Source organism: Roseomonas acroporae (genome assembly GCF_023223525.1).
GTDB classification, from domain to species: Bacteria; Pseudomonadota; Alphaproteobacteria; order Acetobacterales; family Acetobacteraceae; genus Roseomonas_E; species Roseomonas_E acroporae.
The window spans coordinates 25,484-51,974 of the sequence record NZ_JALPRX010000006.1 but is presented as its reverse complement, the minus strand read 5'-3'; the positions used below and the strand labels follow the sequence as shown (position 1 = coordinate 51,974).

General features: G+C 73.5%; 21 protein-coding genes. 15 read left to right on the top strand and 6 right to left on the bottom strand.

The genetic code is table 11. The features are described 5' to 3' along the window. The first annotated feature begins 282 nt into the window (after positions 1 to 282). The 9 genes from M0638_RS01370 (at position 283) to M0638_RS01330 (ending at position 9,574) form a co-directional block, all read left to right on the top strand. On the top strand, positions 283 to 765 hold the full coding sequence (locus M0638_RS01370; RefSeq protein ID WP_248665154.1) for a PTS sugar transporter subunit IIA: 483 nt from the start codon (positions 283 to 285) through the stop codon (positions 763 to 765). Positions 766 to 986: 221 nt separating this feature from the next. Then, positions 987 to 4,097, top strand: a complete 3,111-nt coding sequence (locus M0638_RS01365; RefSeq protein WP_248665153.1) for a monovalent cation/H+ antiporter subunit A — start codon at positions 987 to 989, stop codon at positions 4,095 to 4,097. Further along, on the top strand, positions 4,097 to 4,441 hold the full coding sequence (locus tag M0638_RS01360; RefSeq protein WP_248665152.1) for a Na+/H+ antiporter subunit C: 345 nt from the start codon (positions 4,097 to 4,099) through the stop codon (positions 4,439 to 4,441). The genes M0638_RS01365 and M0638_RS01360 overlap by 1 nt, the downstream gene beginning before the upstream one ends. Continuing rightward, positions 4,438 to 6,183 (top strand): monovalent cation/H+ antiporter subunit D, encoded by a 1,746-nt coding sequence (locus M0638_RS01355; protein ID WP_248665151.1) that lies wholly within the window; start codon positions 4,438 to 4,440, stop codon positions 6,181 to 6,183. Before M0638_RS01360 ends, M0638_RS01355 begins: the two co-directional genes overlap by 4 nt. Further along, a complete protein-coding gene (locus tag M0638_RS01350; RefSeq protein ID WP_248665150.1) occupies positions 6,180 to 6,668 on the top strand; it encodes a Na+/H+ antiporter subunit E in 489 nt (162 codons plus the stop codon). The genes M0638_RS01355 and M0638_RS01350 overlap by 4 nt, the downstream gene beginning before the upstream one ends. Beyond that, positions 6,665 to 6,946 carry a K+/H+ antiporter subunit F gene (locus M0638_RS01345; protein WP_248665149.1) on the top strand — a complete coding sequence of 94 codons (282 nt, stop codon included), beginning with the start codon at positions 6,665 to 6,667 and terminating at the stop codon, positions 6,944 to 6,946. The genes M0638_RS01350 and M0638_RS01345 overlap by 4 nt, the downstream gene beginning before the upstream one ends. After that, positions 6,943 to 7,401: a monovalent cation/H(+) antiporter subunit G gene (gene mnhG, locus M0638_RS01340; protein WP_248665148.1), complete on the top strand. Its 459-nt coding sequence runs from the start codon at positions 6,943 to 6,945 to the stop codon at positions 7,399 to 7,401. Before M0638_RS01345 ends, mnhG begins: the two co-directional genes overlap by 4 nt. 144 nt (positions 7,402 to 7,545) lie before the next feature. After that, entirely contained in the window at positions 7,546 to 8,817 is a 1,272-nt protein-coding gene (locus M0638_RS01335; protein WP_248665147.1) for an MFS transporter, read from the top strand. 124 nt (positions 8,818 to 8,941) lie between these two features. Continuing rightward, entirely contained in the window at positions 8,942 to 9,574 is a 633-nt protein-coding gene (locus tag M0638_RS01330; RefSeq protein WP_248665146.1) for a glutathione S-transferase family protein, read from the top strand. A 67-nt stretch (positions 9,575 to 9,641) separates the two neighbouring features. On the opposite strand, the gene glgX is transcribed toward M0638_RS01330, so the two are convergent. Next, positions 9,642 to 11,984 carry a glycogen debranching protein GlgX gene (gene glgX, locus M0638_RS01325; protein ID WP_248665145.1) on the bottom strand — a complete coding sequence of 781 codons (2,343 nt, stop codon included), beginning with the start codon at positions 11,982 to 11,984 and terminating at the stop codon, positions 9,642 to 9,644. Positions 11,985 to 12,179: 195 nt separating this feature from the next. Here glgX and treY point away from each other — a divergent pair, with 195 nt between their 5' ends. The 5 genes from treY (at position 12,180) to M0638_RS01300 (ending at position 18,983) form a co-directional block, all read left to right on the top strand. After that, on the top strand, positions 12,180 to 14,963 hold the full coding sequence (gene treY / locus M0638_RS01320) for a malto-oligosyltrehalose synthase (protein WP_248665144.1): 2,784 nt from the start codon (positions 12,180 to 12,182) through the stop codon (positions 14,961 to 14,963). Beyond that, on the top strand, positions 14,960 to 15,622 hold the full coding sequence (locus M0638_RS01315) for an HAD family hydrolase (RefSeq protein WP_248665143.1): 663 nt from the start codon (positions 14,960 to 14,962) through the stop codon (positions 15,620 to 15,622). The genes treY and M0638_RS01315 overlap by 4 nt, the downstream gene beginning before the upstream one ends. Positions 15,623 to 15,955: 333 nt before the next feature. Beyond that, positions 15,956 to 17,092 (top strand): hypothetical protein, encoded by a 1,137-nt coding sequence (locus M0638_RS01310; RefSeq protein WP_248665142.1) that lies wholly within the window; start codon positions 15,956 to 15,958, stop codon positions 17,090 to 17,092. Between the two features lie 120 nt (positions 17,093 to 17,212). After that, a complete protein-coding gene (locus M0638_RS01305) occupies positions 17,213 to 18,028 on the top strand; it encodes a class II glutamine amidotransferase (RefSeq protein ID WP_282571774.1) in 816 nt (271 codons plus the stop codon). A 97-nt stretch (positions 18,029 to 18,125) separates the two neighbouring features. Then, the gene (locus tag M0638_RS01300) at positions 18,126 to 18,983 is read left to right on the top strand and encodes a uroporphyrinogen-III synthase (RefSeq protein ID WP_248665140.1); all 858 of its coding nucleotides are present in this window, start codon (positions 18,126 to 18,128) and stop codon (positions 18,981 to 18,983) included. Positions 18,984 to 19,067: 84 nt separating this feature from the next. On the opposite strand, the gene M0638_RS01295 is transcribed toward M0638_RS01300, so the two are convergent. Beyond that, entirely contained in the window at positions 19,068 to 20,408 is a 1,341-nt protein-coding gene (locus M0638_RS01295; RefSeq protein WP_248665139.1) for a DUF1835 domain-containing protein, read from the bottom strand. Between the two features lie 402 nt (positions 20,409 to 20,810). Between M0638_RS01295 and M0638_RS01290 the strand changes: the two genes are divergently transcribed. Then, positions 20,811 to 21,902 carry a branched-chain amino acid aminotransferase gene (locus M0638_RS01290; protein WP_248665138.1) on the top strand — a complete coding sequence of 364 codons (1,092 nt, stop codon included), beginning with the start codon at positions 20,811 to 20,813 and terminating at the stop codon, positions 21,900 to 21,902. Between the two features lie 246 nt (positions 21,903 to 22,148). Here M0638_RS01290 and M0638_RS01285 read toward each other — a convergent pair whose 3' ends face one another. The 4 genes from M0638_RS01285 to miaB all read right to left on the bottom strand — a co-directional run bounded on the left by M0638_RS01285 (position 22,149) and on the right by miaB (position 26,275). Further along, on the bottom strand, positions 22,149 to 23,063 hold the full coding sequence (locus M0638_RS01285) for a hemolysin family protein (RefSeq protein ID WP_408902678.1): 915 nt from the start codon (positions 23,061 to 23,063) through the stop codon (positions 22,149 to 22,151). Continuing rightward, the gene (gene ybeY / locus M0638_RS01280; RefSeq protein WP_248665254.1) at positions 23,060 to 23,515 is read right to left on the bottom strand and encodes an rRNA maturation RNase YbeY; all 456 of its coding nucleotides are present in this window, start codon (positions 23,513 to 23,515) and stop codon (positions 23,060 to 23,062) included. Before ybeY ends, M0638_RS01285 begins: the two co-directional genes overlap by 4 nt. 112 nt (positions 23,516 to 23,627) lie before the next feature. Beyond that, positions 23,628 to 24,686, bottom strand: a complete 1,059-nt coding sequence (locus tag M0638_RS01275; protein ID WP_408902721.1) for a PhoH family protein — start codon at positions 24,684 to 24,686, stop codon at positions 23,628 to 23,630. A 95-nt stretch (positions 24,687 to 24,781) separates the two neighbouring features. Further along, positions 24,782 to 26,275 carry a tRNA (N6-isopentenyl adenosine(37)-C2)-methylthiotransferase MiaB gene (miaB, locus tag M0638_RS01270; protein ID WP_282571773.1) on the bottom strand — a complete coding sequence of 498 codons (1,494 nt, stop codon included), beginning with the start codon at positions 26,273 to 26,275 and terminating at the stop codon, positions 24,782 to 24,784. Positions 26,276 to 26,491: the final 216 nt, after the last annotated feature.

Genomic DNA, 26,491 nt, shown 5'->3' with positions numbered 1-26,491 from the left:
GATCCGCGCGCGATACCGGTCCGCCCTGGGCCCGACGCGGTCGTTCCGGCGGCGGAGCAGGCGTGGGTGGGCGGCGGCGCGAGGCGGTATCGTGCGCGCGGCGGCACCGGCCGGTCCGCGCGGCCCGCCACCGCACGCACGGTGCCCCCGGCCGCGCATGCCCTTCACGAGGCGGAAGGCCGTGCCCGAGACGGCTGGCGTCCGCCTGCCGAGGCATGCGACACGGGAAGCGGTTGCGTGCCGGAACCCGGCCGCGGGCGACGAGGCAGGAGAGCGCAGGCGATGGAGACCACCGACCTCTTTCCCACGGGCAATGCCCTGGGGGACCTGGAGGCGCGGAACAAGACCGAATTGCTCCATGCCCTTTCCGCCGAGGCCGCCCGTCGCCTCGGCCTGCCCGAGACGGAGGTCTTCGAGGCGTTGCGGTCGCGCGAGGCGCTCGGCTCGACCGGGCTCGGCAAGGGCATCGCGCTGCCGCATGCGCGGCTGCCGGGCGAGCACCAGCCGGTGGCGCTGCTGGCCCGGCTGCGGCGGCCGATCGACTTCGAGGCCAAGGACGACGAGGCGGTCGACCTCGTCCTCGCGGTCCTCTGGCCGGACGAGGAGGCGGAGGGTTTCCTGCCGGCCCTGTCCGGCGTCTGCCGTGCCCTGCGCGACCCGCAGGTGCCGCGCCGGATGCGCCGCGCCGAGACGCCCGAGGCGGCGCTGACGGTGCTGCGCGAGGCCTTGTCCCAGGGAGGTGGGCCGGTGCCGGACCCCGCATGACGGGCCGCGGCGGCGCCCACCCGCCGGGCTGGCCCTGCCCCCGACCGGGGCCGGCACCGTCCGCGTCGGGGCCACGGGCGCGCGCCGGCCGGCGGCGGGGCCATCGGGAGCGCCGCCGGGATAGCCGCCCCTGAAGCCGCCGCCCCCGAAGTCGCCGCTTCTTCCGGGCCGGGTCGCCCGACGGCACCTGCCCTCCTGCCGGAAAGGACGCAGCGGAAACGATGCCTGACGAAGTCCTCCTGCTCGCCGCCATCGCCCTGCCCTGGATCGGCGCCTGCGCGACCGGCCTGCTGCCCACCCATGCGCGCAACGCCGCCGCCTGGATCGCCGGCGGCACCGCGCTCGCCGCCTTCCTGCTGCTCTGGGCCTTCTACCCGACGGTCGCGGCCGGCGGGGTGGCGCGGGCCGACTTCGCCTGGATGCCGCAGCTCGGCCTCGAATTCTCGGTCCGGCTGGACGGGCTCGCCTGGGTCTTCGCGGCGCTGGTGAGCGGCATCGGCGGGCTGGTCGTGCTCTACGCCCGCTACTACATGTCGCGCGAGGACCCGGTGCCGCGCTTCTTCACCTTCCTGCTCGCCTTCATGGGGGCGATGACCGGGATGGTGCTGTCGGGCAACCTCGTGCAGCTCGCCTTCTTCTGGGAGCTGACCAGCCTCTTCTCCTTCCTGCTGATCGGCTACTGGTACCACACGCCGGCCGCGCGCGACGGCGCGCGCATGGCGCTGACCGTGACGGCGACCGGCGGGCTCGCCCTGTTCGCGGGCGTGCTGGTGCTCGGGCACATCGTCGGCGGCTACGACCTCGACCTCGTGCTCTCGGCGGGCGACCGGGTCCGCGAGCACCCGCTCTACCTCGTGGCGCTGGTGCTCATCCTGCTCGGCGCCCTGACCAAGAGCGCGCAATTCCCCTTCCACTTCTGGCTGCCCCACGCCATGGCGGCGCCCACGCCGGTCTCGGCCTACCTCCATTCCGCGACTCTGGTGAAGGCCGGCATCTTCCTGATGATCCGCCTCTGGCCGGTGCTCTCGGGCACGGATGCGTGGTTCTGGCTGGTCGGCTCGGCCGGGCTGACGACGCTGGTGGTCGGCGCCTACATCGCCATCTTCCAGAACGACCTGAAGGGCCTGCTGGCCTACTCCACCATCAGCCATCTCGGGCTGATCACGCTGCTGATCGGCCTCAACAGCAACCTCGCCCTGGTGGCGGCGGTGTTCCACACCATGAACCACGCCACCTTCAAGGCCTCGCTGTTCATGGCCGCCGGCATCATCGACCACGAGACCGGCACGCGCGACATACGCCGCCTCTCCGGCCTCAACGCCTCGATGCCCTTCACCACCCGCCTCGCCGTGGTGGCGGCCTCGGCCATGGCCGGGGTGCCGCTGCTGAACGGCTTCCTCTCCAAGGAGATGTTCTTCGCCGAGTCGCTCTCGGCGACGGTGCCGCTGGAATTCCTGCGCGGCGTGCTGCCGGCGGCGGCGATGCTGGCGAGCGGCTTCAGCGTCGCCTACTCGCTGCGCTTCATCCACGGCGCCTTCTTCGGCCCCCCGGCCACGGACCTGCCGCGCCAGCCGCACGAGCCGCCCGGCTGGATGCGCCTGCCGGTCGAGATCCTGGTGCTGCTCTGCCTCTTCGTCGGCATCCTGCCGGCGGCGACGATCGGGCCGTACCTGCACCTCGCCGTGCGCGCGGTGCTGGGCGACGCGACGCCGGAATACAGCCTCGCCGTCTGGCACGGGGTGAACCAGCCGCTGGTGATGAGCATGATCGCGCTCGCCGCCGGGGTCGGGCTCTACGCGCTGCTGCAGCGCCACTTCCGGCGCGGCATGGAGGGGCCGCCGGTGCTGCGCCACCTCAAGGGCCAGCGCATCTTCGAGCGCACGGTGGTGTTCCTCTCCTGGCGCCTCGCGCGCACGCTGGAGCGGCTGCTCGGCACGCGGCGGCTGCAGCCGCAGCTGCGGCTGGTGGCCGCCGTCACGCTGGTGGCGGGCGCCGCGCCGGCGCTGCTGCGCGGGCTCGGCCTCGCGCCGCCGGCGCTCGCGGGGCTGGACCCGGCGCTCGGGCTGGTCTGGCTGATCGGCGCGGCCTGCGCCGTGGGCGCCGCCTGGCAGGCCAAGTTCCACCGCCTCGCGGCGCTGATCCTGCTCGGCGGCGCCGGCCTCGTCACCTGCATCACCTTCGTCTGGTTCTCGGCGCCCGACCTCGCCCTGACGCAGCTCCTGGTGGAGGTGGTGACCACGGTGCTGCTGCTGCTCGGCCTGCGCTGGCTGCCCAAGCGCCTCCCCGACGACGGCTTCGACGCCGCCGGTCCCGGCCTGCTGCCGCGGCTGCGCCGGCTGCGCGACCTGCTGCTCGCCGTGGCGACCGGCGCGGGACTCGCGGCGCTGGCCTACGCGGTGATGACGCGGCCGCTGCCGGACTCGATCTCGCGGCACTTCCTGGCGCGCGCCTACACCGAGGGCGGCGGCACCAACGTCGTCAACGTCATCCTGGTCGATTTCCGCGGCTTCGACACGATGGGCGAGATCACGGTCCTCGCCGTCGTGGCGCTCGCCGTGTTCGCGCTGCTGCGCCGCTTCCGGCCCGCGCCCGACAGCATCGCGCTGCCGGAGCAGCAGCGCGACCAGACCGCCTACGACGAGGCGCATCCCGGCCGCACGGTGGGCGACACGGTGCAGGACTGGCTGCTGGTGCCGGGCGTCATCATGCGGCTGCTGTTCCCGGTGATCGGCGTCGTCGCGATCTACCTGCTGCTGCGCGGGCACGACCTGCCGGGCGGCGGCTTCGTGGCGGGGCTGACCATGTCGGTCGCGATCATCCTGCAGTACATGGCGGGCGGGGCGCGCTGGGTGGAGGACCACCTGCGCATCCACCCGCTGCGCTGGATGGGCACCGGGCTGCTGCTCGCCGCCGGCACCGGGGCGGCGGCGATCGCCTTCGACCGGCCCTTCCTCACCACCTACTTCGCCTACGAGACGCTGCCGGTGATCGGCAAGGTGCCGGTCGCGAGCGCGCTGCTGTTCGACATCGGCGTCTATTCGCTGGTGCTCGGCGCGACGGTGCTGATCCTCATCGCGCTCGCGCACCAGTCCCTGCGCAGCCACCGCGCCTTGCCGGCCCGGCTCCGGCCGGCGGCGCACGCGGCCGACAGCCTCGCCGAGGCGGCGGTGCCCGGCTCGGCGGCGGCGCTGGCCTCGCCTTCCTCATCGTCCCAGGCCCCTTCCCTGGCCCCCTCCCTGGCCACGACCGGAGACCCGCCCAGGGCCGGGCCGGGCGCGGCCGGCGCCGCCCCTCCCGCCCGCCTGCCGGCCTCCCTGCCGGAGAACCGCTGATGGAACTCCTCGTCGCGCTCGGCATCGGCGTGCTCGGCGGCTCCGGCGCCTGGCTGCTGTTCAGGCCGCGCACCTTCCAGGTGATCATCGGCCTCTCCCTGCTCGCCTACGCCGTCAACCTGTTCATCTTCGGCATGGGGCGGCTGCGCAGCAACGCCGCGCCGATCCTGGCGCCCGGCGGCACCGGCAGCCTGGCGCAGCATGCCGACCCGCTGCCGCAGGCGCTGGTGCTGACCGCGATCGTGATCGGCTTCGCCACCACGGCGCTGTTCCTGGTGGTGCTGCTCGCCGCGCGCGGCCTGACCGGCACCGACCACGTGGACGGGCGGGAGCGGCGCCGATGAGGGACTGGCTCGCGCACCTCGCCATCGCGCCGATCCTGCTGCCGCTGCTCGCCGGGGCGACGATGGTGCTGATCGAGGGCAGGCGGCCGGTGAAGGTCGTCATCGGCCTCGCCTCGACCACGGCGATGCTGGCCATCGCCGTGGCGCTCGCCTTCCTGGCCGACGCGGCGCCCGGCGCGGCGCCCGCCATCGTCTACCGGCTGGGCGACTGGCCGGCCGCCTTCGGCATCGTGCTGGTGGTGGACCGCCTCGCGGCCATGCTGCTGGCGCTGGCGGCGGCGCTGGGGCTGGCGGCGCTGGTCTTCTCGCTGGCGCACTGGCACCGGGTGGGGGCGCATTTCCACCCGATCCTGCAATTCCAGCTCATGGGGCTGAACGGCGCCTTCCTGACCGGCGACCTGTTCAACCTGTTCGTCTTCTTCGAGGTGATGCTGGCCGCCTCCTACGGCCTCGTGCTGCACGGCTCGGGCACGGCGCGGGTGCGCGCCGGGCTGCACTACATCGCGATCAACCTCGCCGCCTCGCTGCTCTTCCTGCTCGGCGCCAGCCTGATCTACGGCGCGGCGGGAACGCTGAACATGGCCGACCTCGCCGCCCGCGTGCCGGGGCTGGCGCCCGACGCGCGCACCCTGCTGGAGACCGGCGCGGCGATCCTGGGCACCGCCTTCCTCATCAAGGCCGGCATGTGGCCGGTCGGCTTCTGGCTGCCCACCACCTACGCCGCCGCCACCGCGCCGGCGGCGGCGCTGCTCTCCATGCTGAGCAAGGTGGGCATCTACGCGCTGCTGCGGCTGTGGCTGCTGCTGTTCGGCGCCCAGGCCGGCGCCTCGGCCGGGTTCGGCGGCGACTGGCTGCTGGTCGGCGGCCTGCTCACCATCGCCTTCGGCACCATCAGCGTGCTGGCGACGCAGGACCTGCCGCGCCTCGCCGGCGCCTGCGTGCTGGTCTCCTCCGGCACGCTGCTGGCCGCGATCGGCAGCGGGCAGGTGGCGGTGACGGCCGGGGCGCTGTTCTACATCGCCAGCGCGGTGCCGGCGATCGGCGCCTTCTTCCTGCTGATCGACATCCTGGAGCGCGGGCGCGAGGTCGGCGCCGACGTGCTGGCGGTCACCGCCGAGGCCTTCGGCGAGGGTGACGAGGAGGAGGCCACCGAGGGCGAGGCGGTCGGCCTCGCCATCCCCGGCACCCTGGCCCTGCTGGGCGCGGCCTTCCTCGCCTGCGCCCTGCTGCTGGCCGGGCTGCCGCCGCTCTCGGGCTTCCTGGCCAAGTTCGCCATGCTCGGGCCGCTCCTCGGGCGTTCGGGGATCGCGGGCGGGCCGGTGCCGCTGCTGTCCTGGCTGGTGCTGGCGGCGCTGGTGCTGTCCGGGCTCGCCACCGTGATCGCCATGACGCGTACCGGCATCAACCTGTTCTGGGGCTCCTTCGAGGACCACCTGCCGCGCATGCGCCTGACGGAGATCGCGCCGGTGGTCGGGCTCCTGCTGCTCTGCGTCGGCCTGACCGTGCTGGCGGGGCCGGCGCTGCGCTATGCCGAGGCCGCGGCGGGGGCGGCGCATGCGCCGCAGGACTATGTCCGCGCCGTGCTGCACGAGGTGCCGCGCCGCGCCGCCCCAGGACGCGCCGCTCCGGGACGCGACGGCGCCCGCGCCGGCCCGGGCCCGGGCGGCGCGGCGCCCGGGATGCCAGACGGGGTGCCAGATGGGGCGCGGTCGGCCGGCCGACTGCCGGAGGGCGGGGCATGAGGCGCCTGCTGCCCTTCCTGCTGCTCTGGGCCTGCCTGTGCGCGATGTGGCTGCTGCTGGTCGGCGGCGTGTCGCCGGGCAGCCTGCTGCTGGGCGCCGCGCTGGCGGCCGGCGCCTGCTGGGGATACGCCCTCCTGGAGCCGGGGCGGGCGCGGCTGCGGCGGCCGCTGGTGGCGGCCCGGCTGTTCCTCGACGTGCTGGCGGACGTGATCCGTTCCAACGTCGCCGTGGCCGGGATCATCCTGCGGCCCGGCCGGGCCGACCGCCGCGCCGGCTTCGTGCGCATCCCGCTGGCGCTGCGCGCCCCCGGCGGGCTGGCGGTGCTGGCCTGCATCCTCACCGCCGCCCCCGGCACCGCCTGGGTGGAGTACGATTCCGCCACCGGCGTGCTCCTGCTGCACATCCTCGATCTCGTGGAGGAGGAGACCTGGGTGCGCACGGTGAAGGACCGCTACGAGAGGCCGCTGCTGGAGATCTTCGCATGAGCGCGACGCTGCTGGCCGGCGCCATCCTGGCGTCCGGCGTCATGATCGCCCTCGCCATGGCCTGCGCGACGCTGCGGCTGCTGCGCGGGCCGCGCGCGCAGGACCGGGTGCTGGCGCTGGACGCGCTCTACGTCAACGGCATGCTGCTGCTGCTGGTCTTCGGCATCCGTTCCGGCACGACGCTCTACTTCGAGGCGGCGCTGGTGATCGCCCTGCTCGGCTTCGTGGCGACGGCGGCGCTGGCGAAGTTCCTGATGCGCGGCGAGGTGATCGAGTGACGCCGCTGGAGCAACTGCCCGCCTGGGCCGCGGTGCCGGCGGCGCTGCTGCTGCTGGCCGGCGCCGCGATGACCCTGCTCGGCTCGATCGGGCTGCTGCGGCTCGGCGGCTTCTACGAGCGCGTGCACGCCCCGACCCTCGGCACCAGCGCCGGCATCGCCTGCGTGCTGCTCGCCTCGATGCTGGTCTTCAGCGTGCTGCAGTCGCGCCCGGTGCTGCACGAGTTGCTGGTCGGCCTGGCCGTGATCGTCACCACCCCGGTCACGCTGATGCTGCTGGCGCGCGCGGCGCTGTACCGCGACCGCCAGGAGGCCGACGCCACCGTGCCGGCCAGGCAGCCCGACGCGCCGGCGGCCGGTCCACCTGCAGCCCCATTGGCCGCCCCGTTGGCCGCCCCGTCGGCCGGCCCGGGAAAAGAGCCACCGGCCGGCGACGCCGCTTCCGCCGCGCCCTGAGCCGCCGCCCCCCGCTCCCTGGCCCCCTGCTCCTGGGCCTTCTCCCCTGGGCCCTCCCCTGGCCCCTCCCCTGGGCCGGCCGCCTCGTGCAGCATGCGCGGGAGGAAACGCCGGGACGGGGTCGGGTGGCATGGCGGCTCACGCATGACGACGGGTGCGACCGGAAGCGCGCCGGAAGGCGCGACCGGGGGCACGATCCCACGTCGCACGGTGCTCTGCCTCGGCCTGTCGCAGCTCATGGCCTGGGGCGTCTCCTACTACCTGATCGGCGGCTTCGCGCCGTTGATCGCGGCCGATCTGGGCTGGAGCCGGGCGGTGGTCCAGGGCGGCTTCTCGACGGCGCTGCTGGTGATGGGCCTCGCCTCGTCCCGCGTCGGGGCCTGGATCGACCGGTACGGCGGGCGGCCGGTGATGGTGGCCGGCTCCTGCCTCGTGGCGCTGGGCTGCCTCGGCCTCGCCGCCGCGCACGGGCTCGCGGCCTACTACGGCGCCTGGGCGGTGCTCGGGCTCGGGATGCGCTGCTGCCTCTACGACGCGGCCTTCGCCACCCTGGCGCGGCTGGGCGGCCCGGCGGCCGGCCGGCCGATCTCGCAGATCACGCTGCTCGGCGGCCTCGCCTCCACCGTGTTCTGGCCGGTGGGCGAGGCGCTGGCCGCGCCTCTCGGCTGGCGCGGCGCGCTGGTGGCCTATGCCGGGATCGCGCTGCTGACCGTGCCGCTGCATCTCGCCATCCCGGCGACGGGCCGACCCGCGCCGGCCGCAGGCCCGGCCGGGGCGGCCCGAATGCGGGCGTCGGCGCGGCCCGCGCTGCGGGGGCGGGAGCTGCGCGTCGCGGCCGCGCTCTACGCGCTGCTCGCCGTGCTGATCAACGTGCTCAACGCCGCCATGTCGGCCCACATGATCGGCCTGCTGATCGGGCTGGGCCTCGGCGGGACGCTGGCGGTGTGGATCGCGACGCTGCGCGGCATCGGCCAGTCCCTGGCACGGCTGTGCGAGGTGGCTTCCGGCAGCCGCCTGCACCCGCTCGACCTCAACCTCGCGGCGACGGCGGCGCTGCCCGCCTGCTTCCTGCTGGCGCTGCTGACCGCCGCCTTCCCGCCGGCCGCGATCGGCTTCGCCTTCCTCTACGGCGCCGGCAACGGGCTGCTCACCATCACCCGCGGCACGCTGCCGCTGGTGCTGTTCGACCCGCAGGCCTACGGCGCGGTGGTCGGGCGGCTGCTGGCCCCGTCCTTCCTGCTTTCCGCCGCGGCGCCGCTCGCCTTCGCGCTGGTGATCGAGCGGTACGGCGAGCGGGCGGCGCTCGGCCTGGCGCTGGCGCTGGCCTCGGCGGCCTTCGGCGCGGCGCTGTACCTGCGCCGCTGCGGCAGGGAGCGGCGGCGGGCGGCGGCCGAACCCGGCCCGCGCCAGTCCTGACCCGGGCAGGCGGACATCGCGCGGGGCCGCCCGCGGCGCCGGCAGCGGCCGCGCGCCGGCACGAGGCGAGGCGACAAGCGGTCCGGGCTGCGCCACACTCGCGCCCATCCGGAGGAAGCCGCCGATGCCGATCGAACTCTATGCCTGGAACACGCCGAACGGCCGCAAGATCAGCGTCGCGCTGGAGGAGATGGGGCTGCCCTACGTCGTGAGGACGGTGAACATCGGCAAGGGCGAGCAGTTCGAGCCCGCCTTCCTGCGCATCAGCCCCAACAACCGCATCCCCGCCATCATCGATCCGGATGGGCCGGGCGGCCAGCCGATCAGCGTGTTCGAGTCCGGCGCCATCCTGCTCTACCTCGGCGAGAGGACCGGCCGCTTCCTGCCGGCCGAGCTGCGCGCCCGGGTGCCGGTGCTGGAGTGGCTGATGTGGCAGATGGGCGGCTTCGGCCCGATGCCGGGCCAGGTGCACCACTTCCTGCAGGTGGAGGACGAGAACGACCGCCGCTACGGCCTCGCCCGGTACGGCAAGGAGACGCGCCGCCTCTACGGCGTGCTGGACCGGCGGCTGGAGGGGCGCGACTTCGTGGCCACGGCCGACGAGCCGAGCGTCGCCGACTTCGCGATCCTCGGCTGGGCCTGGCGGCACGAGCGGCATCAGGTCGACCTCGCCGAGTTCCCGCAGGTGCAGCGCTGGTACGCGGCGATGATGGCGCGACCGGCCACGAAGCGCGGCTTCGAGGTGGCGCTTTTCTGAGGCGGCGGCCGGGTCCGGCGGGCACGCCCCGGCATGGCCGGGGGGGGGGCCCCCGCCGCCCGCCCGTTCACTCCGTCTTTTCGCCGCTCCCGCCATCCTCCTTGCCGGCCGCGAAGGCGGCCTCGGCGACGGTCTCGCCCTGGCCGCCCTGGCCCTGCGGCTCCGCCGGCTGGCTCGGCACCGGCGCGGACTGCTCGTTCAGCCGCAGCAGCGCCCGCGTCGCCCGGCGCAGCGCCACCGAGGCCTCGCCCTCCGGCTCCAGCGCGAAGAGCAGCACGGAACGGCCGGTGACGAGATAGGTGTCGCCGCTGCCGAACCGCTCCACCTCGGGGTTGCCCACCACGTTGGTGTCGAGCAGGCAGTGCCAGATGTTGCCGCCGGCGATCTCGGGCAGGCGGAACTCCACCACGTCGTAGTGCGCGTTCATCACGATCAGCGCCGTGGCGTCGGCGCCGGGGCGGCGGATGCCGGTCGCCTGGGCACGGCCGTCGAGCAGCAGGCCGAAGCAGCGCGCCGTGGGGTCGTTCCACTGCGCCTCGCCCATGTCGTCGCCGGAGGGGGTGAGCCAGCGCGCGTCGCGCACGTCCAGCTCCTCGTTGTACTCGCCGGTGAAGAAGCGCGCGCGGCGCAGGATCGGCAGGGTGTTGCGCAGCGCCACCAGCTTGCGGGTGAACTCGATCAGCTCATGGTCGGCATCGGTGATGCCTTCCCAGTTGATCCAGTTCAGCTCGTTGTCCTGGCAGTAGGTGTTGTTGTTGCCCTTCTGCGTGCGGCCCAGCTCGTCGCCCGCGAGGATCAGCGGCGTCCCCTGCGAGACCAGCAGGGTGGCCAGCAGGTTGCGCTTCTGCCGCTCGCGCAGCGCGCAGACCTCGGGATCGTCGGTCGGGCCCTCGACGCCGCAATTCCAGGACAGGTTGTGCGAATGGCCGTCGTTGTTGTTCTCGCCGTTCGCCTCGTTGTGCTTCTCGTTGTAGGAGACGAGGTCGGTCAGGCAGAAGCCGTCATGCGCGGTGATGAAGTTCACCGAGGCCCAGGGGCGCCGGCCGCGCCGGTCGAACACGTCGCCGGAGCCGGTCAGGCGCTTGGCGAACTCGGCGAGCTTGCCGTCCTCGCCCTTCCAGAAGGCGCGCACCGTGTCGCGGTACTTGTCGTTCCACTCCGCCCAGCCGGGCGCGAAGCCGCCGACCTGGTAGCCGCCGGGGCCGCAGTCCCAGGGCTCGGCGATCAGCTTCACCGAGGAGAGCACCGGGTCCTGCCGGCAGGAATCGAGGAAGCCGCCGCCCTCGTCGAAGCCGTAGGGCTCGCGCGCCAGGATGGTGGCGAGGTCGAAGCGGAAGCCGTCGACGTGCATCTCCTGCGCCCAGTAGCGCAGGCTGTCGGTCACCATCTGCAGCACGCGCGGATGCGAGAGGTTCACCGTGTTCCCGGTGCCGGTCTCGTTGATGTAGTAGCGCTTCTCGTCCGGCATCAGCCGGTAGTAGCTGTTGTTGTCGATGCCCTTGAAGGAGAGGGTCGGCCCCTTCTCGTTGCCCTCGGCGGTGTGGTTGTAGACCACGTCGAGGATGACCTCGAGGTTGGCCGCGTGCAGCCGCGCCACCATCTCCTTGAACTCGCTCGCGGCACCGCGCCGCTCGGTGCGCGTCGCGGCGTAGCGGAGCTCGGGCGCGAAGAAGCCGATCGTGTTGTAGCCCCAGTAGTTGGCGAGGCCCTTCTCGACGAGGTGGCTGTCCTGCACGAAGGCGTGGATCGGCAGCAGCTCGACCGAGGTGACGCCGAGCGAGCGGATGTAGTCCACCACCTCGGGCGTGGTGAGGCCGGCATAGGTGCCGCGCAGCGCCTCCGGCACCGCCGGGTGCAGCCTGGTGAAGCCCTTGACGTGGGTCTCGTAGAAGATGGTGCGGTCCCAGGGGATGGCCGGCTTGCGGTCCTGGCCCCATGTATAGGCGGAGTCGACCACGCGGCACTTCGGCATGTAGGGGCCGCTGTCGCGCTCGTCGAAGGTCAGGTCGTCGCCCGTCTCCATCTTGTAGCCGAAATGGGCGGGGTTCCACCGGATCTCGCCCACCAGCCCCTTGGCGTAGGGATCGAGCAGCAGCTTGTTGGCGTTGAAGCGGTGCCCGGCCTCCGGCTCGTAGGGGCCGTGGACGCGGTAGGCGTAGATGGTGCCGGGGCGGGCATCGGGGACGTAGCCGTGCCACACCTCGTCCGTGTACTCCGGCAGCTCGATCCGCTCCAGCTCCTGCTCGCCGGTCTCGTCGAACAGGCACAGCTCGACCTTGGTGGCGCTGGCGGAGAACAGGGCGAAGTTCACGCCGAGCCCGTCCCAGGTGGCGCCCAGCGGAAAGGGCAGCCCTTCCCGTACCCGGGAGCGCCGCATCACCTGCGGCCCGCCACGCGTTGTCGTACCCATGCAGTCCCCCGTTCGCGATACCGGCCAGAACAGCCGGCGGCGCCGGTCGTTTCCGCCGGCCGGCGGGAATTTTGCACTGCGGCGGAACGACGGGGCCGCCCCGGGTGTTTGCCCCGCGCCCCCCCGGTCCGATCCCGCAGTCCGGTCCGCAGTCCGATCCTCCAGTCCGATCCCGCAGCCCGACCAGGATACGCCATGACGCCGCGCGCCACCTACCGGCTCCAGTTCCACGAGGGCTTCGGCTTCGACCGGGCGGCGGAACTCGCCCCGTACCTGGCGCGGCTGGGCGTCAGCCACGTCTATGCCTCCCCCTACCTGAAGGCGCGGCCGGGCAGCAGCCACGGCTACGATATCGTCGATCACGGCGCGCTCAACCCGGAGCTGGGCGGCGATGCCGGCTTCCGCCGCATGGTCGCGGCGCTGCGGGAGGCCGGGCTCGGCCAGATCCTCGACTTCGTGCCCAACCACATGGGCGTCGGCGGCGCCGACAACCCGTGGTGGAACGACGTGCTGGAATGGGGCCCCGATTCCGCCTTCGCCGGCTGGTTCGACATCGACTGGGACCCGGACCGCCGCTACCTGCAGGGCAAGCTGCTGGTGCCCTTCCTCGGCGACCAGTACGGCGCCGTGCTGGCATCCGGCCAGCTCGCGCTGCGCTTCGACCCGGCGGCGGGCAGCTTCGCGGTCTGGGCCTACGGCGCGCACAAGCTGCCCATCTCGCCGCTGCACTACGGCCGGATCCTGGGCGACGCGCACCCGGCGCTGGAGCGCCTCGGCGACAGCTTCTCCGGCCTGCCCGACTGGCGGCCGCAGGTCGGGCGGCGCGCCGGCACGCTGAAGCGCGCCCTGGCGGACCTCGTGCGCGGGGACGATTCCGTCCGCGAGGCGGTGGACGCGGCGGTGGCGCGGCTGAACGGCCGGGAGGGCGACCTCGCGAGCTGGGCCGGGCTCGACGCGCTGATCCGCGACCAGAGCTGGCGCGCCGCGCATTTCCGGGTCGCCGCCGACGACATCAACTACCGTCGCTTCTTCAACGTCAACGACCTCGCCGGCCTGCGCATGGAGCTGGACGAGCTGTTCGACCATGCCCACGCGCTGGTGTTCCGCCTGCTCGGCGAGGGCGTGCTCGATGGCCTGCGCATCGACCACGTGGACGGGCTGCTCGATCCCGGCGGCTACCTGCGCCATCTGCGCTCGCGCGCGCCCCGCCCCGACTACTACCTCGTGGTCGAGAAGATCCTGGCGCATCACGAGCAGCTGCGCGAGGACTGGCCGGTCGAGGGCACCACGGGCTACGAGTTCACCAACCTCGCGCTCGGCCTGCTGGTCGATCCGGCCGGCGAGGAGGCCTTCTCGCGCCTCTACGTCGAGTTCACCGGCCGCACCGAGGAATTCGAGGAGATCGTGCGCGACTGCAAGATCCGCATCATGGAGAACGAGATGGCCAGCGAGCTGACCGTCCTCTCCCGCGATGCCGGCCGAGTCGCCCGCCAGAACCCGCGCACCGCCGACTTCACGCGCAACATCCTGCACCGTGCGATCAAGGAGGTGGTGGCCTGCTTCCCGGTCTACCGCACCTACGTGGACTACGACGGCACGCCCGCCGAGACCGACCGGCGCGACCTCGACTGGGCGCTGGCGCAGGCGCGCCGCCGGCAGCCCGACCTCGACCCGAGCGTGTTCGACTTCCTGGCGAGGCTGCTTTCCGGCGCGCTGGTGGCGGAGCCGCGCTCCGGCTACTCGCGCGCCGCGGCGCTGCGCGTCGCGATGAAGGTGCAGCAGTACAGCGGCCCGGTGATGGCCAAGGGCCTCGAGGACACCGCCTTCTACCGCTACAACCGCTTCGCCGCGCTGAACGAGGTGGGCGGCCACCCGGACCAGTTCGGCATCGGCCTGCCCGCCTTCCACAAGGCCAACGCGCAGCGCGCGAAGCGCTGGCCGGCCGCCATGCTCGGCACCTCGACGCACGACACCAAGCGCGGCGAGGATGTGCGCGCCCGCCTCGCCGTGCTCTCCGAGATGCCGGAGGAATTCGCGCGGCAGGTGCAGGCCTGGAGCCGCATCCTGCGCGCCCGGCGCGGCGACGTGGAAGGCACCGCCCCGCCCGACCGCAACGACGAGTACCTGCTCTACCAGCTCCTGCTCGGCTCCTGGCCGGCCGAGCTGACCGGCACCGGCGTGCCCGGGGCCGAGGCGCTGGCGGCGTATGCCGAGCGGATCGCCGGCGCGATGATGAAGTCGATGCGCGAGGCCAAGGTGCACTCCACCTGGGCCGCGCCCAACGCCGCCTACGAGGAGGCGACCATGGGCTTCGCGCGCGAGGCGCTGGACCCGTCGCGCTCGGGCGCCTTCCTCGGCGCCTTCCTGCCCTTCCAGGAGCGCGTGGCGCGGCTCGGCATGCGCAACAGCCTGGTGCAGACGGCGCTGAAGCTGACCCTGCCCGGCATGCCCGACATCTACCAGGGCGCCGAGCTGTGGGAACTGTCGCTGGTCGATCCCGACAACCGCCGGCCGGTGGACTACGCCGCGCGCACGGCGCTGCTCGACCGGATCGAGGCGGGGTTCGCGAAGGACCGGCGCGGCACCATGCTGGGGCTGCTGGAGAACTGGCAGGATGGCGGCATCAAGCTCGCCCTCACCGCCACGCTGCTCGGCCTGCGCCGCGAGCACCCGGCGCTGTTCGCCGAGGGCGGCTACGAGCCGCTCAACGCCACCGGCGGGATGGCGGAGCAGATGGTCGCCTTCCTGCGCCGCCACGCCGAGGCGCCGCCGCTGCTGGTGGCGGCCAGCCGCTTCCCGGCGCGGCAGGAAGGGGGCGGCCATGTCGAGGCCCGGATCCCGGTGCCGGAAGGCGTGGCGGCCTGGCGCGACGCGCTGACCGGCGCGGTGCTGAAGCCCGCGGGGGGCACGCTCTCGGCCGGCTCTCTCCTCGCCGACCTGCCGGTGGCGGTGCTGCTGCCGGTCGAAACGGAGGCATGACCCCCATGCGACGCGCGGTGATCTTCGACGTGGACGGCACGCTGGTGGACACGGTGGACATGCACGCCGAGTCCTGGGCCCGCGCCTTCGCGCATTTCGGCTTCGACGTGCCGGCGGCGGCGGTGCGCACCCAGATCGGCAAGGGCGGCGACGAGCTGATGCCGGTCTTCCTGCCGCCCGAGGTGATCGAGCGGCAGGGCGAGGCGATCGAGTCCTGGCGCAAGGACCTGTTCGCGCGGGAATACATGCCGAAGGTGCGCGGCTTCCCGGACGTCCGCGCCCTGTTCGAGCGGGTCCTGGCGGACGGGCTGCAACCGGTGCTCGCCTCCTCGGCCAAGGGCGACGAGCTGGAGGGCTACAAGCGCGCGGCCGGCATCGCGGATCTGGTCGCGGCTGAAACCTCCTCGGACGATGCCGAGCGGTCCAAGCCGCATCCCGACATCTTCCAGGCGGCGCTGGCGCGCGCCGGCGTGGCGCCGGGCGAGGCGCTGGTGGTGGGCGATTCCCCGTACGACGCCGAGGCGGCCGGCAAGGCCGGCATCCCGATGATCGGCCTGCTCTGCGGCGGCTTCCCGGCCGACGACCTGCGCCGCGCCGGCGCCCGGGCCCTGTTCCGCGACCCGGCCGACCTGCTGGCGCACTGGCCGCCGCCGGGCTGAGATCCCGCCCCCCCGGATGGCCTGCGGGCCGGTCCGGCGGGTCCTTCCCGTGCCGGGGGCGCCAGGCCCCCGGCCCGCCACACCGCATCGCGCCGGCGGTCCGTCCCTCGCGGCACGAAGGATCCGTCACCGTCCCCGCCGCCATTCCCGGCCACCATCTCCGGCCACCATCCCTTGCGGCCGGCCACCCCGCCAGGCGCCGCGGGCGCGACCGGATCCGGGCCTGGCGGCACGCCCCCGTCTCAAAGAATATCCTCTCGTCAGCGGCGAAGCGGCACGTCAGTTTTCCGCGCAACGATGAACCATCATCGACCGAGGGCGGGGGACGCGTGCATGGCCGACGGTGACTGGGAGTGGATGACTCCCGGCGAGTGCGCCGACTGGTGGAACGGCCTGTTCCAGTCCAGGGCCCAACGCATCGCCGAGAAGGCGAGCGGCGTGCCCTATGTCGGCTTCTACGTCTCCTGGGCGAGCTACAGCGCGGCCGACGCGGCGGACCTGCTCTTCCTCGACAACCTGCGCCTCGGCCGCGGGCTGCAGGACGCGGTGGACAACCCCGAGGGCAAGGGCCTGTTCGGGCGCGGCCTGTCGGTGGTGGCCGATGTCGGGCGCGCGGCCTTCTTCGTGCCGGTCGGGCGCGTGGCGAAGACCGCCGTGATGGGGCGCGGGGGCGGCAAGGCCGGCACGGTGGCGGTCGAGGAGGCCGCGAGGCTGCCCGGGCCGCACGCACCGGCGCCGAAATCGCCACCGATGCGGGCCGGCGGGGACGCCGTGGCGCGCGGCAACCCGAGCCCCGAGGTCAACGGCCTGTTCCGCAAGATGTTCTATTTCCACGACCCCGCGCCGGGGCGCGGCATCTGCTGGTTCGTCTCGCTCGGCCAGGCGCTGCGCCACACCGGCCGCTACTGGATCAAGCTGGACGACCTGCTGAACCTGTTCCCCAGCATCCGCAACCTCGCCTCGCTGGACGGCAAGCTCGCCAGGCTGGAGACGATCGGCCACTTCGACTTCGGCAACATGGCGCGCTACCTGCACGAGCTGAACGTCAGCTTCCGCCCGCTCGGCAAGGTCGCCAGCCTGCAGGAGCTGATGCGGGTCGTCGGCCCGAAGCCGAACGGCGCCGTGCTGTTCGGCATACGCTGGATCCACCCGGTGGAGGGCGAGTGCGCGCACGCCCTCTACATGGCGCTGCGGCCGAACGGCAGGCTCGCCATCTTCGACCGCTCCGGCATCGTCGTCGAATCCTTCGCCGAATTCGAGCGGCTCGCGATCGCGAAGGGCTGGAAGGGCTATCGCGGCATCGCGCACGCGAACCTGCTCGAACGCGCCGAGCCGATCCTCGTCTACAACGCCCGCGTCGTGGAGACGACCTGGGCCGCCCTCAAGGCGGGCTACGCCTCGGGCCTGTTCGGGGCGCTGGCGCTGGAGATCAAGGTGATCAGCGCGATGTTCGACCCGAACCGGCGGTAGCCGCGCCCGGCCCGGCATCCGGCTCCCGCGCCGGCCGGCGACCGGCCGGCACCGGTGACGGATCGGACCGAACGCGCCGCCCCGCTTTCCCTCCCCCGCACGAGCGCCTAGGTTCCTCCCATGTGCGAACTCCTCGGCATGAGCGCGAATGTGCCGACCGACATCTGCTTCAGCTTCGCCGGGCTGATGCGCCGGGGCGGCCAGACCGGGCCGCACTCGGATGGCTGGGGCATCGCCTTCTACGAGGGCAAGGGCTGCCGCACCTTCCACGACCCCGAGCCCAGCGCCCGCTCCGAGATCGCGGCGTTCCTGCGCCGCCACGCCATCAAGAGCTGCACCGTGATCTCGCACATCCGCCGCGCCAACCGCGGCCGGGTGGCGCTGGAGAACACCCACCCCTTCACGCGCGAGCTGTGGGGCCGGATCTGGTGCTTCGCCCATAACGGCCAGCTTCGCGGCATCAAGCGGCGGCGCCTCTCCCACTACCGCCCGGTCGGCACCACGGACAGCGAGCATGCCTTCTGCTGGATGCTGGACCAGTTGCGCGCCCGCTGGCGCAACCAGCCCTCGGACGCCGCGCTGGAGCGGGCGGTGGGGGAGATGGCGCAGGACCTCGCCGGGCTCGGCGTGTTCAACCTGCTGCTGAGCGACGGGCGCACCCTGTTCTGCCATTGCAGCACCAAGCTCGCCTGGCTGACCCGGCGCGCCCCCTTCGGCCCCGCCACGCTGGTGGACGAGGACCTGACGGTGGACTTCGCGCGCGAGACCACGCCCGACGACGTGGTGACGGTGGTCGCCACCCGCCCCCTCACCCGCGACGAGCGCTGGGAGGTGCTGTCGCCCGGTGCGTTCATCGCCTTCCGCAGCGGCGACCCCGTCGCCCGCCGCGCCGCGCCGCTGCCGCCGGCACAGGGCTTGCAGCGCCGCGCCGCCTGACGGCGGGCGCCGGCGACGCGCCCCGGCGCGCCGCCGTGCCCCGCCTGCTGCCCCATCCACCCGCCATGGCCGAATCCGCCGACGCCGAGGAGCCTGCATGAGCGACCCCGCCCCCGCCGATGACGGCCCCGTGGGCGCCCCCGGCGCCGCACCACTCGCCGGCCGCCACGTGGTGGTGCCGGAGACGCGCGAATTGGAGGTGCTCTCCCGCCTGATGGAGAAGCAGGGCGCGCGGGTGATGCGCTGCCCGATGGTGGCGATCCTCGACCACCCCGACCCCGCCCCGATCGAGGCCTGGCTGCGCCGCTTCGTGGAAACCCCGCCGCAGGACCTGATCCTGCTCACCGGCGAGGGGCTGATGCGCCTGCTCGGCGTCGCCGAGCGGGCCGGGATGCGCGAGCCCTTCCTCGCCACGCTCGCGAAGGTGCGCCGGATCACGCGCGGGCCGAAGCCGGTGAACCGGCTGCGCCAGCTCGGCCTGACCGCCGACCTCTCGCCGCCCAACCCGACCACGGAGGGGGTGATCGAGGGGCTGGCCGGCGAGGACCTCGCCGGGCACCGGATCGGGGTGCAGCTCTACCCGGACAACCCGAACGAGAAGCTGCTCGACTTCCTGCGCGGCAAGGGCGCCGAGCCGGACGCGATCCTGCCCTACGTCTATGCGTCCAAGGCCGAGGATGCGCGGGTGCTGGCGGCGATCGACGCCATGGCGGACGGCTCGGCGGACCTGATCGTGTTCACGAGTTCCCCGCAGGTGCGCCGGCTGCTGGACGTGGCCAAGGCGGCGGGGAAGGAGGCGGCGCTGCGCGAGGGGCTGGCGCGGGTACGGATCGCGGCGGTGGGGCCGGTGGCGGCGGCGGCGGCCGAGGAGGCGGGCGGCACGGTGGCGGTGATGCCGGAGGACAACTTCCACATGCGCCCGATGGTGAACGCGATCGTGGCGGCGCTGGGGTAACCCCTCCGGGACCGCCCCGCCGCCACCGGCGAGGCACCGGCCGGCTTCGGGGCGTGGGTGGATGCCTCGCGCTCCGTCCCGGCCTCAGCGTTGCACGGCCGCCGCGCCATCCTCGTCCCAGCGCCAGCACGGCCCCGAACCGGAGATGGACACCCCACCGACCCATCTGGGCCGTGGCCCCAGCGACAGCCAGTCCACCGTCCCCGCCAGCACGGCGCGGCCGAGCGGCGTGATCGTCAGATGCTCCCGGAACCAGCGCCGGTCCGCATCCTCGTACCGACCGGCGAGGACCGGCCGTTCCACCGCGCGCAGGCCCTCCACCATGTCGTGGCAGATGAGATCCGTCATCCAGGGCAACGGCTCGCGCTCCGTCATCAGCGCGTGGAACACCTGGCCCGCCATCCGTGGCGCCTCCGCGACCAGTTGCAGGATCAGCCGCTGCGTCAGGCCCAGCCCGTCCGTCGTCCAGGGCAGTTCCCGGCAGTGCCGCCGCACCGCCCGGCCGAGCTGCGGGATGCCCGGCGTACCCTCCCGCGCCAGCGCGGCGAGCGGCCGCGGATCGGGCGCCCGCAGCGCGTCCCACACCGCCCCGCCGGCGTGCAGCGCCTCGATGGGCACCGGCGTCCGCTCCGCCCAGAGCAGGCGCAGCGCCTCCGGCGGCAATTGCCCGAGGCCGATGAAGCGCACCGAGCCCGGGTAGCGGGCCGGCGAGACCAGTTCCAGGCGCGGCGGCGCCGTCCTTGCGAAATGCGCGAGGCAGCGCGCCAGGATGAGCTGGTCGTAGGTGTCGTGCTCGAACCAAAGCACGATGCGCTCGTAGCGGGCCGGCGCCGCGAGCAGGCTTTCCTCCGCCAGATGCAGCTTCGCGGTGATCTCCGCCCGGCTCATGCCCGTGCCGGCGCCGTAGGCGTGCGACAGGAAGTCCGCGCGCCGTTCCAGCCAGTCGGGCGCGTCCGGCACCGGCCCCTGGCAGAAGGGATCGGAATATTCGAGGAATTCGCCCACGAACCCGGCCTCGCGCAGCCCGGGGCCGATGTCGCTGCCGCAACGCAGGTGCAGCGTCGTCATGTCCCGGTCGGGCGCCGGGTCGCCGCGCTCGATGCCGGCGAGGCTGCGCGCCGAGGCCGCGACATGCGCCACGAGCCGGGGCCAGCTCGGCAGGCCCAGCTCCCGGGCGATGACAAGCTGCGCCTCGCTCAGCCGTGCCAGCCGCCCGGGCAGCCCCGGGCCGTCCATCCCGCCGACCAGGGGCCCGCCGGCCAGGGGATGATGCAGGCGGAAACGCCGCAGCGCCTGCGGCTCGCCCGCCCGCAGCGCCCGGAGCAGTTCCTTCGCGCGCTTGCGCTGCTGCTCCAGGTTCAGGCGGAACGGCGATGACGGGTTGGGCGCCACGGACGCGGCACGGCCGTGCGAACGATCGGACAAGGCAGGGCCCCTTCCTCGCGTCTGCGTCCGCCGATCAGACAGGAAAGGGTGGGAGGGAAGGCTCGCGCGCACCCGGGGAGAGCGTGGGCGCAGCCCTTCCCGCGGACACGGCGGCTCCGATCAAGCCGTGCCGGGACTGAACAGGCATCCGCCCGGCGGGTCAAGGCGGCGCGGCCGCGTGGCACCGGCCGCCCGCTCCGGCCGTGCCGCCTACCGTGGGGCCGCCGGGGCACCCACCGTTGCGCCGGCATGCCGGCTGCCACGCCCGGCGGGCGCCACGCAACCCCTGCAACCCAGCCCTGGCACATCCCGGGGCGCATCGTGCGCACCAGGGGTCCCAACCGGGGGCTTTCTTGCGCTACACAGGGGGCAGCAAGCAACGAAGTACTGGAAGCTGGCGTCATGACCACCCCCACCATCGAACTGACCCGCACCCAGGCCCCGAAGCCCCGCCCCGACGACGCCGACCTCGTCTTCGGCAAGGTCATGACCGACCACATGTTCCTGATGGACTACGAGGACGGGAAGGGCTGGCACGACCCGCGCATCGTCCCCTACGGCCCGCTCAGCATGGACCCGGCGACCTCGGTGCTGCACTACGGCCAGACCGTGTTCGACGGGCTGAAGGCCTTCCGCGGCCCGGACGGCCATATCCGCCTGTTCCGCGCCCAGCGCCACGCCGAGCGGCTGAACAAATCCTGCGCCGCCCTCTGCATCCCGCCGATGGACACCGACCTCGTCCGCCGCTCCTTCGAGGCGCTGGTCTCCGTGGACAATGCGTGGGTGCCGCACCGCCCCGGCACCTCGCTCTACATCCGCCCCACCGTGGTCGCGACCGAGGTGCAGCTCGGCGTCCATCCGGCGCACAGGCTGACCTACTTCGTGATCTGCTCGCCGGTCGGCGCCTACTACAAGGAGGGCATGAAGCCGGTGAAGATCCTGGCCACGGACAAGTACGTCCGTGCCGTGCGCGGCGGGCTCGGCGAGGCCAAGACGGCCGCCAACTACGCCGCCTCCCTCGCCGCCGCCCAGGACGCCGAGGCGCAGGGCTACACCCAGGTCCTCTGGCTCGACGGCGTGGAGCGCCGCTACCTCGACGAGGTCGGCACCATGAACATCATGGTGAAGATCGGCGACGAGGTGATCACCCCGCCGCTGGCCGGCACCATCCTCGACGGCGTGACGCGCAACTCCATCCTCACCCTGCTGCGCGACTGGGGCATCAAGGCCAGCGAGCGCCCGATCACCATCGACGAGGTGATGCAGGCCGGCCGCGACGGCACCCTGGCCGAGATGTGGGGCACCGGCACCGCCGCCGTGGTCTCGCCGGTCGGGCTGCTCGGCTACAAGGGCGAGAAGCTGACGATCAACAACGGCGAGACCGGCAAGCTGACGCAGAAGCTCTACGACGCGATCGTGGCGATCCAGTACGGCACCGCGCCGGACCCGCATGGCTGGACGAGCGAGGTGAAGGTGCCGGCGGAAGCGGCGTAGGGCGCGGGCTGCCGGCGCCCGGGAAGGGCTCTGCCCTTCCCGGACCCATCCCGCCAAAGGCCACAGGGCCTTTGGAAACCATGATTTTTCGTACCGGGCGGTCGGGCCGCCCCGGACCCCGAAAACCAATGGGAGGTCCAGGAGAGCTTTGCCTGCTGGCGGATGGGGTCCGGGGAAGGCGGCGCCTTCCCCGAGGGGCGGATGGGGTCCGGGGAAGGCAGCGCCTTCCCCGAAAAGCCCCCCGCGCTACTCCGCCGCCACCTTCTGCCCCGGCGCCCCGGGCTTCCTCACCCGCAGCCGCCGGATGCGGCGCGGGTCCGCCTCCAGCACCCGGAATTCCAGCCCCGACGGGTGCGACACCAGCTCGCCCTTCGCCGGCACCCGACCGGCGAGGGAGGAGACCAGCCCGCCCACCGTGTCGATGTCGGCGTGCCGCTCCTCCTCGGTCAGCACCGGGCCGAGCTTCTCCTCGAAGTGCTCGACCGGCGTGCGGGCATCCATCTCCAGCGTGCCGTCCGGCTTCTCGGTGATGTACTGCTCCAGCGGCTCGTCGTGCTCGTCCGCGATGTCGCCGACGATGGTCTCCACCACGTCCTCGATGGTGACCAGCCCGTCGATGCCGCCATACTCGTCCACCACCAGCGCCATGTGGATGTGCGCCTGGCGCATCTGCAGCAGCAGGTCGAGCACCGGGATCGACGGCACCACGAAGAGCGGCTTGCGCAGGATCGCGGCCATCGAGAAGGGCTCGTCGCGGCCGACGCTCGCGAACACGTCCTTGATGTGGACCATGCCCACCACGTCGTCGAGCTGCTCGCGGTAGACCGGGAAGCGCGAATGCCCCTCGCGCTGGATCAGGCGGATCGCCTGCTCCAGCGTCAGCGCCTCGGACATGGCGATGATGTCCGGGCGCGGCACCATCACGTCGGCCGCGGTCTTGCCCCGCAGCTTCAGCACGTTGGTGAGCAGGGCGCGCTCCTGCACGTCGAGGGCGGGCCGGCCGCCCTCGTCGTGCGGCGCCTCCTCGGCCTCCACCAGCGCCTCGACCTGGTCGCGCACGCTCTCCGCCTGGCGCCTGCGGACCAGCCCCTGGAGCATCCAGAGCAGCCCGTCGCGATGCACGGGCTGGCTGCCCGCTATGCCATGGCCGGAGCCGCTCACTGGTGCCTCCAAGGGTTGGGCAGGCGCAGCCGGCGCATGATGCGGGCCTCGGCCCGCTCCATGCGCCGCGCCTCGCCGACGAGGATGTGGTCGTGCCCGGCCAGGTGCAGCGCGCCATGGGCCACGAGATGCGCGAGATGCGCCGCCGGCCGCCGGCCGGCCTGCCGCGCCTCCCGGCGCACCACGCCGAGGGCGAGCACGAGGTCGCCGCCGCCCGCCTCGGCGGGGTCGGGGAAGCTCAGCACGTTGGTAGGCTTGTTGCGGCCGCGATGGCGGTGGTTCAGCCGACGCACCGTGCGGTCGTCGGTGAGGAGGATCGTGACCGGCTCCTCCGGCGCGACGCCGGCCTCGCGCCGCGCCGCCGCCGCCGCGCGGCCAGCCAGCCGCGCCGCCGCCGGCACGGTGGCGCGCCAGCCGGGGGCCCCCGGCGCGGCGTCGATGATCACCTCGATGGCGTCGCGCGGTTTTCGCGCCGCCTCAACCGGCCCGACGGCCTCCCGCCCATCCGGGGCCCCCATCGCGGATGCCGCTGGGGCGCCCCGGGGTCGCGTGCCGCCGGGCGAACTACTTGCCGGTTCCATCCTTCTCCTTCTTGCCGCCGGCGGGGCCGGCGGCACTCCCATCCTCGGGGCGCCGCTCCGGCCCCCTACGGACGCGCCGCTCGTCGGCCGCCCCGTAGGCGGCCACGATCCGCGCCACCAGCGGATGCCTTACCACATCCCGCTCGCCGAATCGCGCGACGGCTATGCCCTCGACGCCCTCCAGCGTTGCGAGGGCGTCCCGGAGCCCGGATTGCTGCCCGGGCGGCAGGTCCACCTGGGTCGGGTCGCCGGTGATGACCATCCGGGTCCCCTCGCCCATGCGGGTGAGGAACATCTTCATCTGGGCGGGGGTGGTGTTCTGCGCCTCGTCCAGGATGGCGAAGGAATGGGCCAGGGTGCGCCCGCGCATGAAGGCGAGCGGCGCGATCTCGATCTCGCCCGAGGTGATGCGCCGCTGCACCTGCTCGGCCGGCAGCATGTCGTGCAGCGCGTCGTAGAGCGGGCGCAGATAGGGATCGACCTTCTCCTTGAGGTCGCCCGGCAGGAAGCCGAGGCGCTCGCCCGCCTCCACCGCCGGGCGGCTCAGCACGATCCGGTCCACCCGCCCCGCCTGGAGCAGCGCGACGCCCTGCGCCACGGCGAGGTAGGTCTTGCCGGTGCCGGCGGGCCCGACGCCGAACACCATCTCGTGCCGCGCCAGCATCTCGATATAGGCCGCCTGCGCCGGGGAGCGGGGGGCGATGGCGGACTTGCGGGTGCGTATCTCCGGGAAGTCGGCCAGCGGCAGGCGCGGGTCGCCCTCGCGCGGGCCGCCACCGGTGCCGCCGCCCTGGTAGCCACCTTGTGCCATGCGCAGCGCCGCCTCCACCTCGGCCGTGCCGACCGGCTGGCCGCGCTCCAGCCGCTTCCAGAGCGACCGCAGCGTGCCCTCCGCCACCTCGGTCCGCTCCGGCGGGCCGCTGATCGACAATCGGTTGCCGCGCGAGGCGAGGCGCACGCCGAGCTGCTGCTCGATGCGCGCGAGGTGCCGGTCGTGCTCGCCGTAGAGCACCGGCAGGAGGCCGTTATCGTCGAATTGCAGCGTGACCGTGCGGGGCGCGGGGCCGCCGCCCGAGGCGGACCGCGCCGTGGCGCGGTCCTCGAACAGCTTGGTTGGAAGCACGATGGCGGTTTGGCTCAAGCGCAGGCTACCTCCGTCTCCTCCGGTTGCCCCATGCCCGCACCCGGCGCCGCATCGGCGTCGATCAGGGCGGCGGACAGGGAATTGGGATGCGCGGCCAGGATGCGCACCGGCACCACCCGGCCGACGAGAGCCTCCGGCGCCACCCCGTCCGGCCCGCGCAGATGCACGGGCTGCAGCCAGGGGGAGCGGGCGGCGAGCTGGCCGGGATGCCGGCCCGGGCCGGTCAGCAGCACGTCGCAGGCGAGGCCGACGCGGGAGCGGTTGAACGCGTCCTGCTGCGCCCGCAGCAGCGCCTGGATCTCGGCCAGGCGTGCATCCTTCACCGCCTCGGGGATCTGGAGGGCGGTGCCGGCCGCCGGGGTACCGGGGCGGGGCGAGTACTTGAAGGAGAAGGCCTGGGCGAAGCCCACCTCGCGGATCAGCGCCATGGTGGCGGCGTGGTCGGCGTCGCTCTCGCCCGGATGGCCGGCGATGAAGTCGGAGGAGAGGGCGAGGTCGGGCCGCGCCGCCCGCAGCTTCTCCACGATGCGCAGGAAGTCCGCCGCCGCGTGGCCGCGGTTCATCGCCCGCAGCATGCGGTCCGAGCCCGACTGCACCGGCAGGTGCAGGAAGGGCATGAGCTGCGGCAGCTCGCCATGGGCGGCGATCAGGTCGTCGTCCATGTCGCGCGGATGGGAGGTGGTGTAGCGCAGCCGCGCGAGGCCGGGGATCGCCGCCAGCGCCCGCAGCAGCCGGCCGAGGCCCCAGGGGGAGCCGTCCGGGCCCTCCCCGTGCCAGGCGTTCACGTTCTGCCCGAGCAGCGCGATCTCCCGCGCGCCGGCGGCGACGAGGCGGCGCGCCTCGGCCAGCACGGCGGCGGCCGGGCGGGAGAATTCGGCGCCGCGCGTGTAGGGCACCACGCAGAAGGAGCAGAATTTGTCGCAGCCCTCCTGGATGGTCAGGAAGGCGATCGGGCCGGGCGCGGCCGCGGCGTCCGGCAGGTGGTCGAATTTCGGCTCCACCGGGAATTCGGTGTCGATCACGGCGCCGCCGGCGCGGGCGGCGCGCGCCACCATCTCCGGCAGGCGGTGATAGGTCTGCGGCCCGAGCACCAGATCGACCCAGGGGGCGCGGCGCAGGATCTCCTCGCCCTCGGCCTGGGCGACGCAGCCGGCCACGGCCACCACCATGCGCCCGCCCTCGGCCTCCCGCGCCTGCTTGGCCGGGCGCAGCCGGCCGAGCTCGGAGAACAGCTTCTCCGCCGCCTTCTCCCGGATGTGGCAGGTGTTGAGGATCACCATGTCGGCCGATTCCGCCTCGTCGGACGGGGCGTAGCCGAGCGGGGCCAGGACATCGGCCATGCGGCCGCTGTCGTACACGTTCATCTGGCAACCCCAGGTGCGTACGAACAGGCGCTTGCGGCGCCCCTCCGCGCCGGGGGCCACCGGCTGGGGTGCCCTGGGGGATGCCCCGGCGGGCACCGTCGGGGCCACAGAACCGTCATTCATGCCGGGACCAACTCCGCCGATCCGCCGCGCGGATCGCGGCAGGCGGGGAGCAGATGCGAAACGCTGGGGGCGAGGTCAAGCGACTCGCCGGCCGTCGGGGTCCGCCATGAAGGGGAAGGTCGTGCGCCGGGGGTGCCGGGTCAAGGCAATCCCGCACCGACCCGCCGCATGGCCACGCCCGGCGGTGCCGCCGTGCACGGGCGGCGCGCCGGCGCT

Excerpts from the sequence above, each read along its gene's own strand:
- M0638_RS01310 (WP_248665142.1), top strand. The coding sequence starts at position 15,956 with ATGGCCGACGGTGACTGGGAGTGGATGACTCCCGGCGAGTGCGCCGAC.
- miaB (WP_282571773.1), bottom strand. The coding sequence starts at position 26,275 with ATGAATGACGGTTCTGTGGCCCCGACGGTGCCCGCCGGGGCATCCCCC.
- glgX (WP_248665145.1), bottom strand. The coding sequence starts at position 11,984 with ATGGGTACGACAACGCGTGGCGGGCCGCAGGTGATGCGGCGCTCCCGG.
- M0638_RS01330 (WP_248665146.1), top strand. The coding sequence starts at position 8,942 with ATGCCGATCGAACTCTATGCCTGGAACACGCCGAACGGCCGCAAGATC.
- M0638_RS01290 (WP_248665138.1), top strand. The coding sequence starts at position 20,811 with ATGACCACCCCCACCATCGAACTGACCCGCACCCAGGCCCCGAAGCCC.
- M0638_RS01305 (WP_282571774.1), top strand. The coding sequence starts at position 17,213 with ATGTGCGAACTCCTCGGCATGAGCGCGAATGTGCCGACCGACATCTGC.
- treY (WP_248665144.1), top strand. The coding sequence starts at position 12,180 with ATGACGCCGCGCGCCACCTACCGGCTCCAGTTCCACGAGGGCTTCGGC.
- M0638_RS01370 (WP_248665154.1), top strand. The coding sequence starts at position 283 with ATGGAGACCACCGACCTCTTTCCCACGGGCAATGCCCTGGGGGACCTG.
- M0638_RS01315 (WP_248665143.1), top strand. The coding sequence starts at position 14,960 with ATGACCCCCATGCGACGCGCGGTGATCTTCGACGTGGACGGCACGCTG.
- M0638_RS01335 (WP_248665147.1), top strand. The coding sequence starts at position 7,546 with ATGACGACGGGTGCGACCGGAAGCGCGCCGGAAGGCGCGACCGGGGGC.
- M0638_RS01355 (WP_248665151.1), top strand. The coding sequence starts at position 4,438 with ATGAGGGACTGGCTCGCGCACCTCGCCATCGCGCCGATCCTGCTGCCG.
- M0638_RS01365 (WP_248665153.1), top strand. The coding sequence starts at position 987 with ATGCCTGACGAAGTCCTCCTGCTCGCCGCCATCGCCCTGCCCTGGATC.
- M0638_RS01345 (WP_248665149.1), top strand. The coding sequence starts at position 6,665 with ATGAGCGCGACGCTGCTGGCCGGCGCCATCCTGGCGTCCGGCGTCATG.
- M0638_RS01360 (WP_248665152.1), top strand. The coding sequence starts at position 4,097 with ATGGAACTCCTCGTCGCGCTCGGCATCGGCGTGCTCGGCGGCTCCGGC.
- M0638_RS01300 (WP_248665140.1), top strand. The coding sequence starts at position 18,126 with ATGAGCGACCCCGCCCCCGCCGATGACGGCCCCGTGGGCGCCCCCGGC.
- M0638_RS01350 (WP_248665150.1), top strand. The coding sequence starts at position 6,180 with ATGAGGCGCCTGCTGCCCTTCCTGCTGCTCTGGGCCTGCCTGTGCGCG.